The organism is Paraburkholderia sp. Clong3 (assembly GCF_050436485.1).
GTDB classification, from domain to species: Bacteria; Pseudomonadota; Gammaproteobacteria; order Burkholderiales; family Burkholderiaceae; genus Paraburkholderia; species Paraburkholderia tuberum.
Map to the genome: position 1 here is coordinate 1,633,302 of NZ_JBNDMH010000002.1, position 16,267 is coordinate 1,649,568.

Annotated in this window: 8 protein-coding genes and 1 pseudogene; 3 read left to right on the forward strand and 6 right to left on the reverse strand. The window is 62.0% G+C overall.

What is annotated here, in order from left to right; all coding sequences use genetic code 11:
- The first annotated feature begins 137 nt into the window (after positions 1-137).
- Together OKW30_RS11785 and OKW30_RS11790 are read left to right on the forward strand one after the other, a co-directional pair.
- Positions 138-3,567, forward strand: a pseudogene (locus tag OKW30_RS11785) (hybrid sensor histidine kinase/response regulator).
- 10 nt (positions 3,568-3,577) lie between these two features.
- Positions 3,578-4,537 carry a response regulator transcription factor gene (locus OKW30_RS11790; protein ID WP_316251734.1) on the forward strand — a complete coding sequence of 320 codons (960 nt, stop codon included), beginning with the start codon at positions 3,578-3,580 and terminating at the stop codon, positions 4,535-4,537.
- A gap of 223 nt (positions 4,538-4,760) precedes the next feature.
- Here the strand turns inward: OKW30_RS11790 and OKW30_RS11795 are convergent, their stop codons facing one another.
- A complete protein-coding gene (locus tag OKW30_RS11795; RefSeq protein ID WP_429346762.1) occupies positions 4,761-5,507 on the reverse strand; it encodes a response regulator in 747 nt (248 codons plus the stop codon).
- Between the two features lie 558 nt (positions 5,508-6,065).
- Here OKW30_RS11795 and OKW30_RS11800 point away from each other — a divergent pair.
- Positions 6,066-6,812: a response regulator gene (locus OKW30_RS11800; protein ID WP_429346763.1), complete on the forward strand. Its 747-nt coding sequence runs from the start codon at positions 6,066-6,068 to the stop codon at positions 6,810-6,812.
- Between the two features lie 806 nt (positions 6,813-7,618).
- On the opposite strand, the gene OKW30_RS11805 is transcribed toward OKW30_RS11800, so the two are convergent.
- The 5 genes from OKW30_RS11805 to OKW30_RS11825 all read right to left on the reverse strand — a co-directional run bounded on the left by OKW30_RS11805 (position 7,619) and on the right by OKW30_RS11825 (position 16,265).
- Positions 7,619-7,870, reverse strand: a complete 252-nt coding sequence (locus OKW30_RS11805; RefSeq protein WP_429346764.1) for an EF-hand domain-containing protein — start codon at positions 7,868-7,870, stop codon at positions 7,619-7,621.
- 118 nt (positions 7,871-7,988) lie between these two features.
- Entirely contained in the window at positions 7,989-8,348 is a 360-nt protein-coding gene (locus OKW30_RS11810) for a glycine zipper domain-containing protein (protein WP_311540338.1), read from the reverse strand.
- 278 nt (positions 8,349-8,626) lie between these two features.
- Positions 8,627-10,045, reverse strand: coding sequence for an efflux transporter outer membrane subunit (locus OKW30_RS11815; protein WP_429346765.1), 1,419 nt, complete (start codon positions 10,043-10,045; stop codon positions 8,627-8,629).
- Positions 10,042-13,194 carry an efflux RND transporter permease subunit gene (locus OKW30_RS11820; protein ID WP_429346766.1) on the reverse strand — a complete coding sequence of 1,051 codons (3,153 nt, stop codon included), beginning with the start codon at positions 13,192-13,194 and terminating at the stop codon, positions 10,042-10,044. The genes OKW30_RS11815 and OKW30_RS11820 overlap by 4 nt, the downstream gene beginning before the upstream one ends.
- Complete coding sequence (locus tag OKW30_RS11825; protein ID WP_429346767.1) at positions 13,191-16,265, reverse strand: efflux RND transporter permease subunit; 3,075 nt, start codon at positions 16,263-16,265, stop codon at positions 13,191-13,193. The genes OKW30_RS11820 and OKW30_RS11825 overlap by 4 nt, the downstream gene beginning before the upstream one ends.
- Positions 16,266-16,267 lie beyond the last annotated feature (2 nt).

Sequence of the window (16,267 nt, forward strand, 5' to 3'; positions counted from 1 at the left end):
TTCGAGGTTGGACGCAATGTAGAAAGCCAAATTGGCAACCGGAATACGTCGATTGACGTATTCCCCGCAGTCGCAGTGGAATGTAATTTGCATCAGACACCGATCCGATCATTTCCGCACCAATCCAGATCATCTCCATGCCCGAGAGTCACCCGTCAGTGGGCACGCCCAGTACCCAACGCATCGTCAAGGTGCGGCGCGACTACAATGCGTGGGTCGGCGACGAAACGCTTGAGGATTACGCGTTGCGCTTCACGCCGCGTTCGTTTCGACGCTGGTCGGAACTGCGCGTCGCCAACACGGCAATCGGCGCCGTGTCTTTTCTGGTGCTCGAAGCGATTGGCGGCAGTCTCGTCGTCAACTATGGCTTTACGAACGCGGTCTGGGCGATTGCGGTCGTATCGGTGCTTATCTGGCTCACCAGTCTGCCGATCAGCTTTTACGCCGCGCGCCATGGCGTCGACATGGATCTGCTGACGCGCGGCGCGGGCTTCGGCTATATCGGCTCGACGCTCACGTCGCTGCTCTATGCCGTCTTCACGTTTATTTTCTTCGCGCTCGAAGCGGCCATCATGTCGCTCGCGTTGCAACTCTATTTTCATATCTCGCTGGCGATCGCCTATGTACTGAGCTCGCTCGTCGTGATTCCGATCGTGATGTTCGGCATCACGCTGATCAATCGGCTGCAAAGCTGGACTCAGCCGCTGTGGCTGGTACTGTTCGCGCTGCCCTATGCGGCTGTGCTGTGGCACCATCCGGATCTGGTGCACGAATGGACGACCTTTGCCGGCTTCGCTCCGCAAGGCCGCGCGTTCAGCGTGATCGCGTTCGGGCAGGCCTCGACCGTGGTGTTTGCATTGATCGTGCAGGTCGGCGAGCAGGTGGATTACTTGCGCTTCCTGCCGCCGCTGACTGCAAAGAACCACACGCGCTGGTGGCTCGCGCTGCTGTCGGCGGGACCAGGCTGGATCGTGCCCGGCGCGCTCAAGATGCTCGGCGGCGCATTCCTCGCCTTCGTCGCGATCCAGTATGAAGTCAGTCCGGCGGAGGCCACGCAGCCCACCCAGATGTACCTCGTCGCCTATCACCTGCTGCTCGATCCGTTTGGGCTCGCGAGTTGGGCGCTGCCCGCGATGACGCTGTTCGTGATCGTTTCGCAGTTGAAGATCAACGTGACGAATGCGTACGCGGGCTCGCTCGCGTGGTCGAATTTTTTTGCCCGTCTGACGCATAGCCATCCGGGGCGGGTGGTGTGGCTCGTGTTCAATGTGATGATCGCGCTGCTGCTCGTGGAAATGGGTGTATTCGAGGCGATCGCCAGGGTGCTGTCGCTCTACGCAAACATCGCGATCGCGTGGATCGGCGCACTGTTCGCCGATCTCGTCATCAACAAGCCGCTTGGGCTTAGCCCGCGTCATATCGAATTCAAACGCGCACACCTGTACGACGTGAATCCCGTCGGCGTAGGCGCGATGCTGATCGCCGCCGCCGCCGCGATGCTCGCGCGAAGCGGCATGTTCGGCTTGCTGGCACAAGCCATGTCGTCGTTCATCGCGTTCGGCGTGGCGCTCGCCTGTGCTCCGGTGCTCGCGATCGTCACGCGCGGACGCTACTACATCGCGCGCGCCGCCCAACCCACGGGCAACGCCACTTCGCTTCGCTGCGCGATCTGCGAGAACGCGTTCGAACCGGAAGACACAGCCTTCTGCCCTGCCTACGGCGGCACGATCTGCTCGCTGTGCTGTTCGCTCGATTCGCGCTGCCACGATCGCTGCAAGCCGCACGCACGCTTCGCGTCGCAAGCCGATCGTGCGCTACATCGCGTGTTTCCCCGCGTGCGGCTCGGCCCAGCCGCGCTGCGTCTCATGCACTATGCCAGCCTCATGTGCGCGATACTCGCGGTGCTCGCGAGCGTGCTCTATCTGATCTGGTCACAGAGTGTGACCTCGCTCGCCGTCGACGGATCGTCGATCGACAGCGCGATCGGCCACAGTTTTCTGAAGATATTCTTCGCGCTTTCTCTCGTCGGCTGCATAGCGGCGTGGTGGTTCGTGCTGGAGCGCGAAAGCCGTCGCGTCACGCAGGAAGAATCGCAACGGCAAAACGAATTGCTGATGCAGGAAATCGACGCGCACCAGAAAACCGACGCCGCGCTCAAGCGCGCGACGGCCGCCGCCGAATCGGCGAATCAGGCGAAAAGCCGCTACGTGTCCGGTTTGAGCCACGAGTTGCGCACACCGCTGAACAGCATTCTCGGCTACGCACAGTTGCTTTTGCAGGCGAAAGAGGAGTTTTCGCCGACGCGCTACAGTGCCGTGCGAACGATTCACCGCAGCGGCGAACATCTGCTTGCGCTCGTCGATGGGCTGCTCGACGTCGCGCGTATCGAGGCGGGTAAGCTGGAACTGAACATCGCACGCGTGTCACTGGTGGATTTCGTCGCGCACGTCACCTCAATGCTGCGCCCGCAGGCGCTCGAGAAAACGCTCGCTTTCGACGTGCAGACCGTAGGCCGCCTGCCCGCCACCGTGCGTACCGACCAGAAATGCATGGGTCAGATTTTGACCAACCTGATCGGCAACGCGATTCGCTTCACGTCCACGGGTACTGTGACGCTGCGTGTGAGTCACGTGCTCGACACGTTGAAGTTCGAAGTAGTCGACACCGGCCCTGGAATTCCTCCGGCCGAGATGGAGCGCCTGTTTTCTGCCGTTCGAGCGAGGCGAAGCGGCGCATGCGCACGATCACGGCGCGGGACTGGGGCTCACGATCTGCCGGCTTCTCACGCAGGCACTCGGTGGCAGTCTGGAAGTGGACAGCGAGGTCGGGCGCGGCACCCGCTTCATCGTGCGACTGTTCGCGCCAGCAGTGAACAGCGCAGCCGACGCGCGCACTGAACTCGCGGCGATCCGCGGCTATACCGGGCCGAAGCGCGCGATTCTCGTCGTCGACGATCTCGCGGATCAGCGCGGCATCGTCGTGCAACTGCTGACGCCGCTCGGCTTCGACGTCGCCGAGGCGGAGAGCGGCCCCGACGCGTTGCGCTGGCTGGCGACACACAGCGTCGACGCGATCATCATGGACATCTCAATGCCGCTGATGGACGGCTACGAAGCCAGCCGGCTGATCCGCGAAAACCAGTTGTCGAACGCCCCGATCGTGCTGCTTTCGGCTAATGCATTTGCCGACGATCGGGAACGCGCGAGCGCGACCGGATGCGCCGGATATCTCGTGAAGCCGCTCCAGATCAATTTGTTGCTCGACAAGCTCGCGCAGTTACTCGTGCTCGACTGGATCGCATCCGAGCCGTCCACGTCCGCGCAAGCCACGCCGCCCGTCAGGCACGCATCACTGGATGTCGCGTGGCCGAAAGCGGTGCTCGAGCGGCTGCGCGCACACCTCGAAGTCGGCTACCTGCAAGGCGTGATCGAACAACTCGACTCGGCGCGCGCGACCTGGCCCGCGCTACAGGAGCAGATCGACGTGTTGCGCGCTTTGGCGGAACGCTTTCAGCTAAGGGAGCTTGAGCATGAACTCGACCGACTGTCTCGCGCCGCGGACGTCTGACGCGCGCGCGATGAACTCCACCGATGCGTCGCCCGAGTGGCTGCGCGAGCGTCCCGTCGTGTTGATTGTCGACGACACGCCGGACAACCTCGCATTTCTCTCCGATACGCTTCAGGCACATGGTTACGCGGTGCTGGTCGCGCTCTCGGGCGAAGATGCGCTCAAGCGCCTCGCACGCGTGACGCCCGACGTCGTATTGCTCGACGCGATGATGCCTGGCATGGATGGCTTCGAGACCTGCAGCCACCTGAAGCAGGACGTTCGCCACGAACATCTGCCCGTGATCTTCATGACGGCATTAACGGAAAGCGAGCATGTGGTGCGCGCGTTTCGCGTCGGCGGCATCGACTATGTGACGAAACCCGTGCGTCCCGAGGAGGTTTGCGCGCGCATTGGCGCACACGTGCAGCGCTCACGTGCGCAACTCTATGCGCACGCGGCACTGTCGCTCGATGCGCGGGCGGCGCTGATCGTCGGCGCCGATGGCGCGATCCGCTGGCAGAGTCCGCAAGCGGCACGGCAAATTTCTGCCTACCGGGCCAGCCACGCCGATGACCTCGTGCAAGCGGTTGCGCACCCCATGTTGCCGCCGCTGTTGCGCGACTGGTTTGCGGACTGGCTCGGGCGCGGGAGTCCGACCGGCGCCGTCCTCGAATTCACCGCAGGACACGTGCGGCGTTCTGCGAGCGCAACCTCCGCTCCCGATCCTGGAGAGTGGATCCTCACCCTCAAGGAGACCGATGACACTGTGCACAGCAGCGCACTCGCGGCGCGCTTCAATTTGACGGCGCGCGAGGCCGAAGTGCTGCTCTGGGTCTCTCGCGGCAAGACGAATCGCGATATCGGCGACATTCTCGGCATGGCGCCGCGCACGGTGAACAAGCACCTCGAACATCTGTTCCGTAAGCTGCACGTCGAGACGCGCGCGGCTGGCGCTGCGCTTGCGATCAAGGCGCTGGACAGGGCCTGAAATAGCTGAACGTTCGCGCAAGCGATGACGGAAACTACCCTGCCTTGTTGTTTTACCCGAGCAGCCGCGGCACGCTCGACGCTTTGTCGGGAGCCACACGAGTTGCGGGAGTTGCAGCGCAAGAGACCCGATGAACGCTGTAGCCAAGGCGTTGCGCGCGGTGTACACGGAAAGCAGAGGAAGCGGCTTGAATGTCACTTTCGAGCGTCCAACAGGTGACGCTTTAGTTTGAGGTTGCAACGAGCATGTAGCCGAGGCCCCACACTGTGCGGATATGTCGCGGCGAGGTTGCCTCTGTCTCAATCACCTGTCGTAAGCGAAGAACTTGCACGTCAACGCTGCGGGCGCTCGCCTCATACTGCGACCCGCGCGCGCGCTCTATCAGATTTGCGCGGCTTACGGGACGGTTTGGCGTCTCCGCAAGCGCACACAGGAGACGCATTTCAGCTGCGCCGAGTTCGACGATGCCCGCTTCGTCCGACATCAATTCTCTACGCCGAACGTCCAGCCTGAAGGCGCCGAACCGCAAGCATTGCGACTCGCCTGCGAGCAGCGTCTCGCCCCGCACGTTTTGCAGGCGCACCTGAAACTGCTGCCGACGTAACATCGCCCGAACCCGCGCTATCAGCTCGCTCGGCAGAAACGGTTTCGCGAGATAGTCGTCGGCGCCAATCTCCAAACCTACGACCTTGTCCGCGGGATCGCCACGCGCTGTTAGCATGAGGATGGGGATTGTCTCTCTCCGAGCACGCAACCGACGGCAGATGGACAGGCCGTCTTCGCCTGGCATCATGATATCGAGAATCAACAGGTCGAACGGGTAGCGCTCGATCAATACGTCCAACTCAATGCCTGTCTTCACCGCGCGCACCGAGAAACCTTGTGCCGTCAGAAAGCGTTGCAGCATATTGCGGATTTCAACATCATCGTCAAGCACGATGATGCGACCGGTTGGCAGATCATCTGACATATGATTAAGCAGACACCTCTAATAACGCCTGTCTTTTAGTTCCTGTTTCCGATGCTACGCGGCGAACCGCTTAGCTTTGCTACCGCCGTCACGTGCCTCGGTGGGCGGCGACAATCTCGTCGAAGCGGGCTGCGCCGGGCGGCCTGCATGCCACAGGAAGTTCCGTATGGTTCGACGAACGGAATATACAAGGATCTCCGCACTGGATGTGTTGGAAAGGTATGTCAAAAGATGTCACCGTTTGTGCTGGCCACAACACTGACTGGCGAAAGCCCACGACCGCCCGGCGCCACCCGTATGTACCGGGCATGCCATCCTGACTGCTCATATTACATCTGTCGCTCGTGGTCAGCGAGAAAGCGAGTGCACCCGTGCGTTTGCAGACAGAAAAACAGGCCCCGTCGATGACATTTCTTGACATGATTTGCTAACACCTGGCGTTATGAAATTCGCCTACATTTCTTCGATCGATCGTGTGCTGCAGCTTCTGCGGTGCGCTCGCATTGCGGTTAGTCGCGGCCCCGGTCATCACTCGTTTGTGAGCGTTATTCTCTTCCTATGTCAGCTCAGATTCTTCTAATCGACGACGACGCCGAATTGTGTGATGCGACTCTCCGCTACCTGGTAAGGTGGGGTTTCGACGTGTCAGTGCTACATGACGCGCGTTCGCTCGAACACCGGCTCAAACACGAACGCCCGGACCTGATAGTGCTCGATCTTATGATGCCGGGCGTCGACGGCTTGACGGCACTACGTAGGTTGCGCGCATCAGGCGACGACATTCCAGTCTTGATGCTCACCGCCCGCGCCAACGAAGAGGACCGCATCGCTGGCCTTGAATTGGGTGCCGATGACTATCTCCGCAAACCGTTTAACCCGCGTGAGCTGGTAGCACGGATTCAGTCAGTGCTGCGGCGCCAGCGCGCCGTACCCGATGCGGGCATTCCCCAACGACGGCAACCTTACACATTCGGCGCGTTCACGCTGGACTTTCAGTCGCGCACTCTGAATAGCGCAGAGACGTCTCTTACCTTATCTGCCAGTGAGTTTGCGCTGCTGCAGATTTTCGTTAATTCTCCCATGTGCACACTCACCCGCCGGCGTCTGCTCAAGTCACTTCATGGCGCGGAATCCGAGTCCGCCGATCGCGGCATCGACGTTCAGGTCTATCGTCTGCGCCGCATCGTGGAAACTGACCCGTCGACACCACGATTCATCCAGACCGTTCGCGGGTGCGGATACGTCTTCGTGCCGGACCTCGAAGAGCATGCTGCCGGCACATCGACTCACCATTCGCATAACTGAGGTCTCTGGTTGCCCTCATGCTGCTGTTGCGCCTTTCGCGGAATATGCGCTTATTACTTCGAGCGCGACCAGTCGCCAAACTACTATACGGTAGCAGCGGCCAGGTGGTGACCACCGCGAACGCCATGGCAAGGGTAATCGAAGATAAGTCGAGCGCCGGCTAACTGACTCACTCAGATATACACGATTTTTGAGCGGCCGTTATATCCTGGTCGCTATCCGTGAACTGGACGCAGTTGCGCATCGTCCCTGCGGCGAGCTTCGGACAGGATGCAAAGCGGCCGCTATGCATCCCGCCCGCCCACGGGGCGGACACGAATAGACTCAGGTCAATAGTACGCGGGAGCGACGATCAGTGGCGGTCGAGGGACTACAACCAGTGGCCGGGCCATTATTGGACGACCCACCGGAACGACTACACAGCCGCCAAGCACCGCGGCACTCATGCAAAAACCGGCAGCAAGCGCAAAGCGACAAAGAACACGCGCATCAAGCATTATTTCAACTCCTTTCAATTGAGGCTCAGCGACTGGCATTAGGGATGCGTTCAGGCATTACCGCTGGGGACGCCGCGCCGCTCGTGTCCCAGACCGTAATCCGCATTTGGGGGGGCCACGCGGGGATTGATTTCGGTGCGCCAGGCCCGCAGGACTTCCAGCTATCGGCTTGCGCATGGCGGGTTGCTAGCGTCGGGGTTGCCGGAGCGCGCAGCAGCCCCATCATTCGACGTGATGAGGCGACCCGATGGGACATATTCAATACACGGTTAAACCAGCCGAGGGTATTGAAGCTTGCCTTGCAAGCGCTTACTGCTGATGCTGTGCGGCGAACTGCTCGATCTGCTCAAGCGTCACGTACCCTTGATGCGTAGTATCGATCTCATCGAAATGGGCTGCGACGCGCGGCATACCTGCCTCCGCCTGTTCTTTCGTGAGCTTGCCGTCATGAGTTGCATTCGCGGCAGTAAAGCGCGCTTCCAACATCTGCTGCATGCTGCTCTGCGCGAACGCAGACGACACAGCGAACGTTGCAGCCAGAATAATGAATAAACGTTTCATCAAAGACTCCGTTAAGAAATGAATGGCGTGCACGGAATAGCCGGGGGACAAAGCTCGACCCAGGATTTCCAGCCGGCAGAATTCCAGGTCAAGCCATGCCACGACCATATGAGCGAAATCAGTACGGTGCGTAGTAGTAAGGTGGGGGGGCGCCATAGATTACGGCGCGGGGTGGCACGGGGCGTACAGGCACGACGATCGCTGCCGGACGCGGTGTTTCGATCGTATATCCCTTCGCCGCGATGCATTGCGCGTACGCGTTGTCGTATTGCTGCTGCAACGACGCTTCGGTCTGATTGTGCTGCGCCGAGCCCATCATGCTGCCGAGCAGCAGTCCGGCACCCGCACCGATTGCGGCGCCGGCACCGGCGTTGCCCGCCCCGGCGCCGATCAGAGCCCCCGCCGCGGCGCCTCCAGCCGTGCCGACCATAGAAATTGCCGCACTGGCAGCAGACACGAGAACGATTTTAAATTTCACTGCACACTCTCCAAGTGATGGATTCGCCCCACTGGCGAACCCCGCATGACACAGCCGCCAATGTAGGGAACCTGTGCGCTACATGTTGTTGGAAATGTGTTGCATGTCATGTCAAGCCACGTCGCGGGGAAGCGATACCGCACGAGTGGACGTAACGGGGCCTTGCACGCAGTTCGAGACGCGGACTTTGAAAAACGGCCGTGGGCGCTACCGGACTCTGGACCGCGCAGATCGGCAGACGGCGTCACAACGGCGCGCCCGCCATCATGGGATCGAGCCTAACTCTTCGACGACATCCAGCCGCCGCCGAGGTTCTTCACCAGCCCAACGCCGCTTTTCGCCAGTGCCCCCTGCGTGTCGTTCAGGTTCTGTCTGGCCGTCAGTAGCGTCACTTGCTGAGTCAAATCGGACTGCTCGCTCGCGGTTCCGGCCATCAGTTGCGCGGCGACGCTCTCCAGCAACTGCCGGTTGCGCTGGTAAATGTCGGCAAACGCGTGCTCCTGCTGGCGCAGATGGTTCAGCGACGACAGGCTGTCTTCCACGTTCTGGAACGCCGTGAGCACGGCTTCGCGGTAAGATGCGACGTCTTCGTCATAGGTCGCCTGCGCCTTGTGCACGGCGGCCACGCGGGCACCACCGTCAAACAGCGTGGCGGCAAGTGAGGGACCAAGCGACCACATCCGGGTCGGCAATGAGAACAGCGTCGCGAAGGTGTTGTGTTGCACGAGACCCTGTGCCCGTAGATCGAGGTCGGGAAAGAATGCGGCCTTCTCTACCCCAATAAGCGCGTTCGCAGCAGCAGCGGTGCGTTCCGCGCTGACCACGTCAGGCCGTCTTTCCAGCAACGCAGACGGCAGCACGGATGGCACCTCCGGCTGGCGAAACACATAGTCGAGCCGCGGTGCAATCGACAACGAAGCCGGCGGCACACCCGTGAGCGCCGCGATTGCGTGCTCGTCCTGCTCGCGCGAGGTCTGTGAAATTTGCAGGTTCGCGACAACCGCCTCCTGCGTGTCCTGCGCGTACAGCAGATCGACTTGCGACGCGGTCCCCTGTGCCAGCGCTGTGCGCGTGATCGCGAGAATCCGCCCGTTGACCACCTCCTGCTGCCGCAACAGGTCGATGTCGATATCGAGCTGGCGGATGTCGAAATAGTCGGTCGCCAGCGTCGCGGCAATCGACAAGCGCTCGCCGGCAAGCGTCGCATCCGCGCTCTGCGCGTTCGCCTTGCCCGACTCGATCTGCCGGCGCACGGCGCCCCACAGATCGACTTCCCAACTCGCGTCGGCCTTCGCATATTGCGTCGTCGTGCCCGAGCTGTGCGAGGCCGACGCGTCGACACCGAGCGTCGGAAACAGGCTCGCCCGGTCTGCAGCGACGGTGGCCTGCGCGAGCCGATAGGCGGCCGCCGCGCCTGCAATCGACTGATTCGACTGCAGTGCTGCGTCGACGAGCCGGGACAGCTCGGGATCGTCGTACGCGTCCCACCACCGGGTTGAGAGCGATGCCTGCGGGTTGGGCGCCGCAAGTCGCCACTGTGTGCCCGCTTCCTTGAACTGCGTTGGAATCGCTACGGCCGGCTGGTGATAGTCCGGGCCGACCGCGCAGCCCGAAAGCCAAAGCGTGGCGCCGAGCGCACAGGCGCAGCAGCGCATGCCGACCGACACGGCCGACAGGTATCCGATGGGCGATTTCATGCGTGTTTCCTTCGGCGCCGCAACCGCTGCGACGCCCGATCGAGCCAGAGATAGATGACAGGGGTGGTATAGAGCGTGATGACCTGGCTGAACACCAGACCGCCGATGATCGAGATACCGAGCGGCTTGCGGAATTCGGATCCGTAGCCTGACCCCAGCACGAGCGGCAGCGCGCCGAAAATTGCGGCGACCGTCGTCATCATGATCGGACGGAAGCGGATCAGGCCCGCGCGCACGATCGCCTCCTCCGGCGGCAGTGCATGCTGACGCCCTTCGGCAATCGCGAAGTCGATCATCATGATCGCGTTCTTCTTCACGATGCCGATCAGCATCAGCACGCCGATCAAGGCGATGATCGACAGCTCCGTGTGAGTGAGCAGCAGCGCGATCAAAGCGCCGACGCCCGCAGAAGGCAGCGTCGAGAGAATCGTCAAAGGATGAACCAGATTCTCGTACAGCATGCCGAGCACGACGTACACCGACAACAGCGCGGCGAGGATCAGCAGCGGCTCGCTCGCCATCGACTCACGAAACGCTGCTGCCGTGCCCGCGAACGCGCCGGAGATACTCGCCGGCATTCTGAGCGCAGCGACGGCCTGACTGATCTGCTGCGTCACGGGTCCGATCGATGCACCGGGGCGCAGATTGAACGATACGGTAATGGCGGGGAACGTAGCCTGGTGATTGATCGAAATGGCGCTGGGGTCGGTCGAGAACCGGGCCATCGCGGCGAGCGACACCAACGCTGAACCGTTCGCCTGGGCCGCGGCCGACGGCGTAGCGGCGCTTGCGCCGGTTGCCCCCCCGGCGGCGGTCGTCGACGCGCCGCTCGTGGCGAGCGCCGGGCTCGCCGGAACATGGATGTCCTTCAGTACCGAAGGACTTGTCCAGTACTCGGGCGCCACCTCCATCACGACGTGATACTGATTCGCGCTCCCGTAGATGGCCGAGACCTGCCGTTCGCCGAACGCGTCATAAAGCGCCTCGTCGATATCTTTGAAGCTCACGCCCATTCGCGCGGCGGAGTCGCGGTCGACGTCGATGCCGACCTGCATGCTCTTGTCCTGCTGGTCGGTGTTGATGTCGGCCAGCGCCGGCATCTTGTGCATCTGCGCGACCAACTTCGGCACCCATTGATCGAGTGTCGCCTGGTCGTCCGCGGTAAGGGTGTACTGGTACTGCGCGGCGCTCTGTCGGCCACCGGCCGCGAGGTCCTGCAACGACTGCAGATAGAGCTGTGTCCCCGGCATATCGGCAAGCCGTCGGCGCACCTGAGCGATCACCTGATCGGCCGTCGCGCGACGCTCACCCAGGGGCTTGAGCGTGACGAACAGCAGTGCGTTGTTGAGCGCGTTCGCTCCCCCCACGAAGCCACCCACGAACGCGACGTTCGGATTCTCCTGCACCGCCTTGTTGACCATCTGGAATTGATGCTGCATCTCGTGCCAGGAGATGCTTTGCGACGCCTGCAGCGTGCCAAGCAGCAGCCCCGTGTCTTCCTCCGGGAAGAAGCCTTTCGGAACCACGGTGAACAGCCAGAGGTTCAGCACGAACACCAGCACCGTCACGCCACCCATCAATAGCGGATGCCGGATGACCCAGCGCAACGACGTGCCGTACAGGCGAGAAAATCCGTTCTCGTGATGCTCGTCGCCGTTCCCGGCTTGCGGTCCTGCGCGCAGGAAAATGCTCGTCAGCATCGGCGTGACCGTGAGCGAAATCAGCATCGACATTACGATCGCAACGGAAAGCGACACCGAGAACTCACGCAGCAGCCGGCCCATCAGGCCACCCATGAACAGCAGCGGGACGAATACCGCGATCAGCGAAACGCTGATCGAAAACACCGTGAAGCCCACTTCCTGCGCCCCTGCGAGTGCCGCCTCGATGGGCTTCTTGCCGCGCGCCAGATGCCGCATGATGTTTTCGACGACGACGATTGCATCGTCGACCACGAAACCGGTCGAAATGGTCAAGGCCATCAGCGAGAGGTTGTTCAAGCTGTAGCCAAGGACGTACATGACCCCGAACGTACCCAGCAGCGACAGCGGTACGACGATCGCCGGAATGAGCGTCGCGCGCCAGCTGCGGAAGAACGCGAACGTGACGGCCGTCACGAGCACGATGGATACAAGCAGCGTCATTTCGACGTCGAGCAGCGAGCCACGGATCGTCTTCGTACGGTCCACCGAAATCGCCAGTTTGATGGACGACGGGATCGCCGCCTCGAGCGCCGGCAGTTCGGCCTTCACGTTGTCGACGGCGTCGATCACGTTCGCGCCCGGTTCCTTATAGAGGACCAGCAACACGGCCGGCTTGCCGTTCGACAGCCCGTAGTTCTCGAGCTGCTCGACATCCTGACGTACATAGCCGAGGTCCGACACACGCACGATGTTGCCGTTGTTCTGCCTGACGATCAGCCGTCCGTAGTCGGCGGGCGAATACAGCATGTCGTTCGCGCCGATCGAATAGTTCTGCCCGCTCGCCGACATCGATCCCTTGGGCAAATCGACATTTGCATTCCCGATCGTGCTGCGGATCTGCTCCAGACTGATGCCGTAGTGGCTCACCCGATCCGGATTCAGTTCGACCCGCACCGCCGGCAGCGCGGCGCCGGCCACCACCACGTTGCCCACGCCGGTTGTCTGCATCAGCTTCTGTTGCAGCACCGTCGACGCCGCGTCGTAAAGCTGGGCTGGCGTGGCCGTGTCGGAGGTCAGACTGATCACGAGGATGGGCGAATCCGCGGGATTGTCCTTGCGATACGTCGGGCTGCCGTCCATGTTGGGCGACAGGTTGGTTTTCGCCGCGTTGATCGCGGCCTGCACGTCGCGTGCCGCGCCGTCGATATTCCTGCTCAGGTCGAACTGCAACGTGATCTGCGTTTGCCCGCGCGAGCTGACCGACGTCATCTGGGCCAGGCCGGCAATATGGCCGAACTGCCGCTCGAGCGGCGTTGTGACCGAGGTGGCCACGGTCGTCGGATCGGCGCCGGGCAGTTGCCCCTGCACCAGGATCGTAGGAAAGTCGATTTCGGGCAGCGGCGCAACCGGCAGCAGCCTGAATGCCAGGATACCGAACAGCGCAAGGGCGACCGCCAGCAACGTCGTCGCGATGGGCCGCCTGACGAATGGGCCAGACAGGTTCATTGCACATACTCCGTTACGATCGGCTCGTCCGCGGCAAAGCGTCTTTCCAGACGATGCATCGCCAGATAGATCACCGGCGTCGAGAACAAGGTCAGCAACTGGCTGACGCACAGGCCGCCGATAATCGCGATGCCAAGTGGATGCCTCAACTCGGAGCCCATGCCGGAGCCGAACGCGAGCGGCAGTGCGCCGAACAGCGACGCCATCGTCGTCATCAGGATCGGACGGAAGCGCTGTTCAGCCGCACGCCGGATCGCAGCGTGTGCGGACAGGCCGTGGTTGCGCTGCCCGTCCAGCGCGAAGTCGATCATCATGATCGCGTTCTTCATCACGATGCCGATCAGCAGCACGATTCCGATCAGGCCCATGATGTCGAACTGGGTTCCGGTCATCAGCAGCGCCAGCAGCGCGCCAAGCGCCGCCGAGGGGAGCGTGGACAGGATCGTGACGGGATGAATGAAGCTCTCGTACAGGATGCCGAGCATCAGATAGACCACGATCACGGCAGCGGCGACCAGATACCCTTCGCTCGCCAGCGACGACTGAAAGGTCGCGGCCGATCCTTCCAGCGACACCTGGACGGACTGCGGCAACCCTATCTGCTCCTTGACCCGCTCAAGACGGGCGATCGCCGTGCCGAGGCTGTATCCGGGAGCGAGATTGAACGACACGTCCGCATACGGGAACTGGCCCTTGCGATCAATCCTCAGCGGCGCGGGCATTACCTTCATCGTCGCCATCGACGCGAGCGGCGCGAGGCTGCCCGACGACGTATCGACATAGAGTCCTGAAAGCAGATGCGCAAGGTCGTCGGCGTTGTTTTTCGCGACCAGCACCACGTGATACTGGTTCAACTGCGTGTAGATCGTCGACACCTGGCGCTGACCAAACGCGTCGTACAGCACGTCGTCGATCGCCTGCGGCGTGATGCCAAGGCGCGACGCGGTATCGCGGTCGAACGTGAGTTGCACCTGATTGCCTGACTGCATCGCCTCGCTCTGCACGTCGGCAAACGCCGGATCGCCGCGCAACGCGCCAACCAGCTCGCCAGTCCAGCGAGTGAGCAGCGCCGGATCGGTCGACTGCACGCCGAGCCGGTAGCTCGTCGTCGAGACGGTGTCGTCGAGCGTCAGATCCTGCACCGGATGCAGAAACAGGCGCACGCCCGCGAGGCCTGCGGTGTCATCGGTCAGGCGGCGGATCACCTCGTCGATGCGCGCTCGCTCGCCCTTGTCCTTCAGGTTGATCAACAGCGTGCCCTGATTGATCGTCGGTCTCGTCTGGTCGATGCCGACAAACGACGAGAGACTTGCGACTGCCGGATCGCGTGCGATCCGGTCGACGACCTGCTGCTGTTGGCCGATCATGCGCTGGAACGAAATGGTCGGCGCGGCCTGCACGACACCTTCGATCAGACCTGTGTCCTGCTCGGGAAAGAAGCCCTTCGGCATCAGCATCAGCACGACGAACGTCAGCGTGGCCGTCAACACCACCGATGCGATCGTCAGGCGCCGATGCGACAACACCCAGTCGAGACCGCGTATGTACCTGCTGTTGAGCCGGTCGAAGAAATCGACCCGATGCGAATGTGGGTGCGCTTTTAACATGCGCGAGCACATCATCGGCGTAAGCGTCAGCGATACGAACGCCGACAGGACGATCGCGACCGACAGCGTCAGCGCGAACTCGCGGAACAGGCGCCCGACCACGTCGCCCATGAACAGCAACGGGATCATGACCGCAATCAGCGACACGGACAACGAGACGATCGTAAAGCCGATCTCCTTCGCACCCTTGATCGCGGCCCTCAGGGGCGTTTCCCCAGCCTCGATGTAGCGCGTAATGTTCTCGATCATTACGATCGCGTCGTCGACGACAAAGCCTGTCGCGACAGTCAGCGACATCAACGTGAGGTTATTCAGCGAAAAGCCGAGCCCGTACGCGACCGCGAGCGTGCCAACGAGCGAGAGCGGCACGGTGACTGCGGGAATCACGGTAGCGGGCACATTGCGCAGGAATACGAAGATCACCATCACGACGAGCGCCACGGCGATTGCCAGCTCCGTTTCGACGTCGGCAACCGACGCGCGGATCGTCTTCGTGCGATCCGTCAGCACGGCGACCTTCACCGATGCGGGCAAGCTCGCCCGCAGTTGCGGCAACAGCTTCTGCACGCTATCGACCACATCGATCACGTTGGCGCCCGGCTGCCGCTGGATGTTCAGCACGATAGACGGCGTGCTGTTGGTCCACGCCGCCTGTTGCAAATTCTCGGCGCTGTCGATCGACCTGGCGATCTGCGCCAGCCGAACCGGTGCGCCTTGCCGGTACGCGATGATCAGGTCGCGATAGTCCGCCGCCGATTGCAGCTGGTCGTTCGCGCCGATCGAATACGACTGGTATTTTCCGTCGAGACTGCCCTTCGCCTGGTCAACGTTGGCACTGCCGAGCGCGGTGCGCACGTCGTCGATCGACATGCCGAGTGCATTGAGCGCGCCGGTATCGGTCTGCACCCGCACGGCCGGCCGCTGACCGCCGCTGATCGTGACGAGGCCCACGCCTGAAATCTGCGAGATCTTCTGCGCAAGCCGGGTATCGGCCAGGTCCTCGATCTTCGTCAGCGGCAGCACGTCGGATGTCAGCGACAGCGTGAGCACCGGGGGGTCGGCAGGGTTGACCTTGCTGTAGACAGGCGGATACGGCAGATTAGCCGGCAGAAAGCTCGAGGACGCATTGATCGCGGCCTGCACTTCCTGCTCGGCGACGTCGAGCGAGCACGACAGATCGAACTGCAACGTGATCACCGATGTGCCGTTCGAGCTCGTCGAGTTCATCGCCTTCAGCCCCGACATCTGGCCGAGCTGTCTTTCGAGCGGCGAGGTGATGGACGAACTGACCACATCCGGGCTTGCGCCGGGATACTGCGTGTAGACCTGGATCGTCGGATAGTCGATTTCCGGTAGCGCCGAAACAGGCAGCAGGATGTATCCCAGCACCCCGGCCAGAAACAACGCGATCATCAACAGCGCGGTCGCAATGGGTCGCTCGATAAAGATTCGTGAAGCGTTCATCG

What these genes read in the sequence shown, in the direction of transcription:
- OKW30_RS11825 (WP_429346767.1), bottom strand. Translation starts at nt 16,265, where the DNA reads ATGAACGCTTCACGAATCTTTATCGAGCGACCCATTGCGACCGCGCTG.
- OKW30_RS11820 (WP_429346766.1), bottom strand. Translation starts at nt 13,194, where the DNA reads ATGAACCTGTCTGGCCCATTCGTCAGGCGGCCCATCGCGACGACGTTG.
- OKW30_RS11790 (WP_316251734.1), top strand. Translation starts at nt 3,578, where the DNA reads ATGAACTCCACCGATGCGTCGCCCGAGTGGCTGCGCGAGCGTCCCGTC.
- OKW30_RS11805 (WP_429346764.1), bottom strand. Translation starts at nt 7,870, where the DNA reads ATGAAACGTTTATTCATTATTCTGGCTGCAACGTTCGCTGTGTCGTCT.
- OKW30_RS11815 (WP_429346765.1), bottom strand. Translation starts at nt 10,045, where the DNA reads ATGAAATCGCCCATCGGATACCTGTCGGCCGTGTCGGTCGGCATGCGC.
- OKW30_RS11795 (WP_429346762.1), bottom strand. Translation starts at nt 5,507, where the DNA reads ATGTCAGATGATCTGCCAACCGGTCGCATCATCGTGCTTGACGATGAT.
- OKW30_RS11800 (WP_429346763.1), top strand. Translation starts at nt 6,066, where the DNA reads ATGTCAGCTCAGATTCTTCTAATCGACGACGACGCCGAATTGTGTGAT.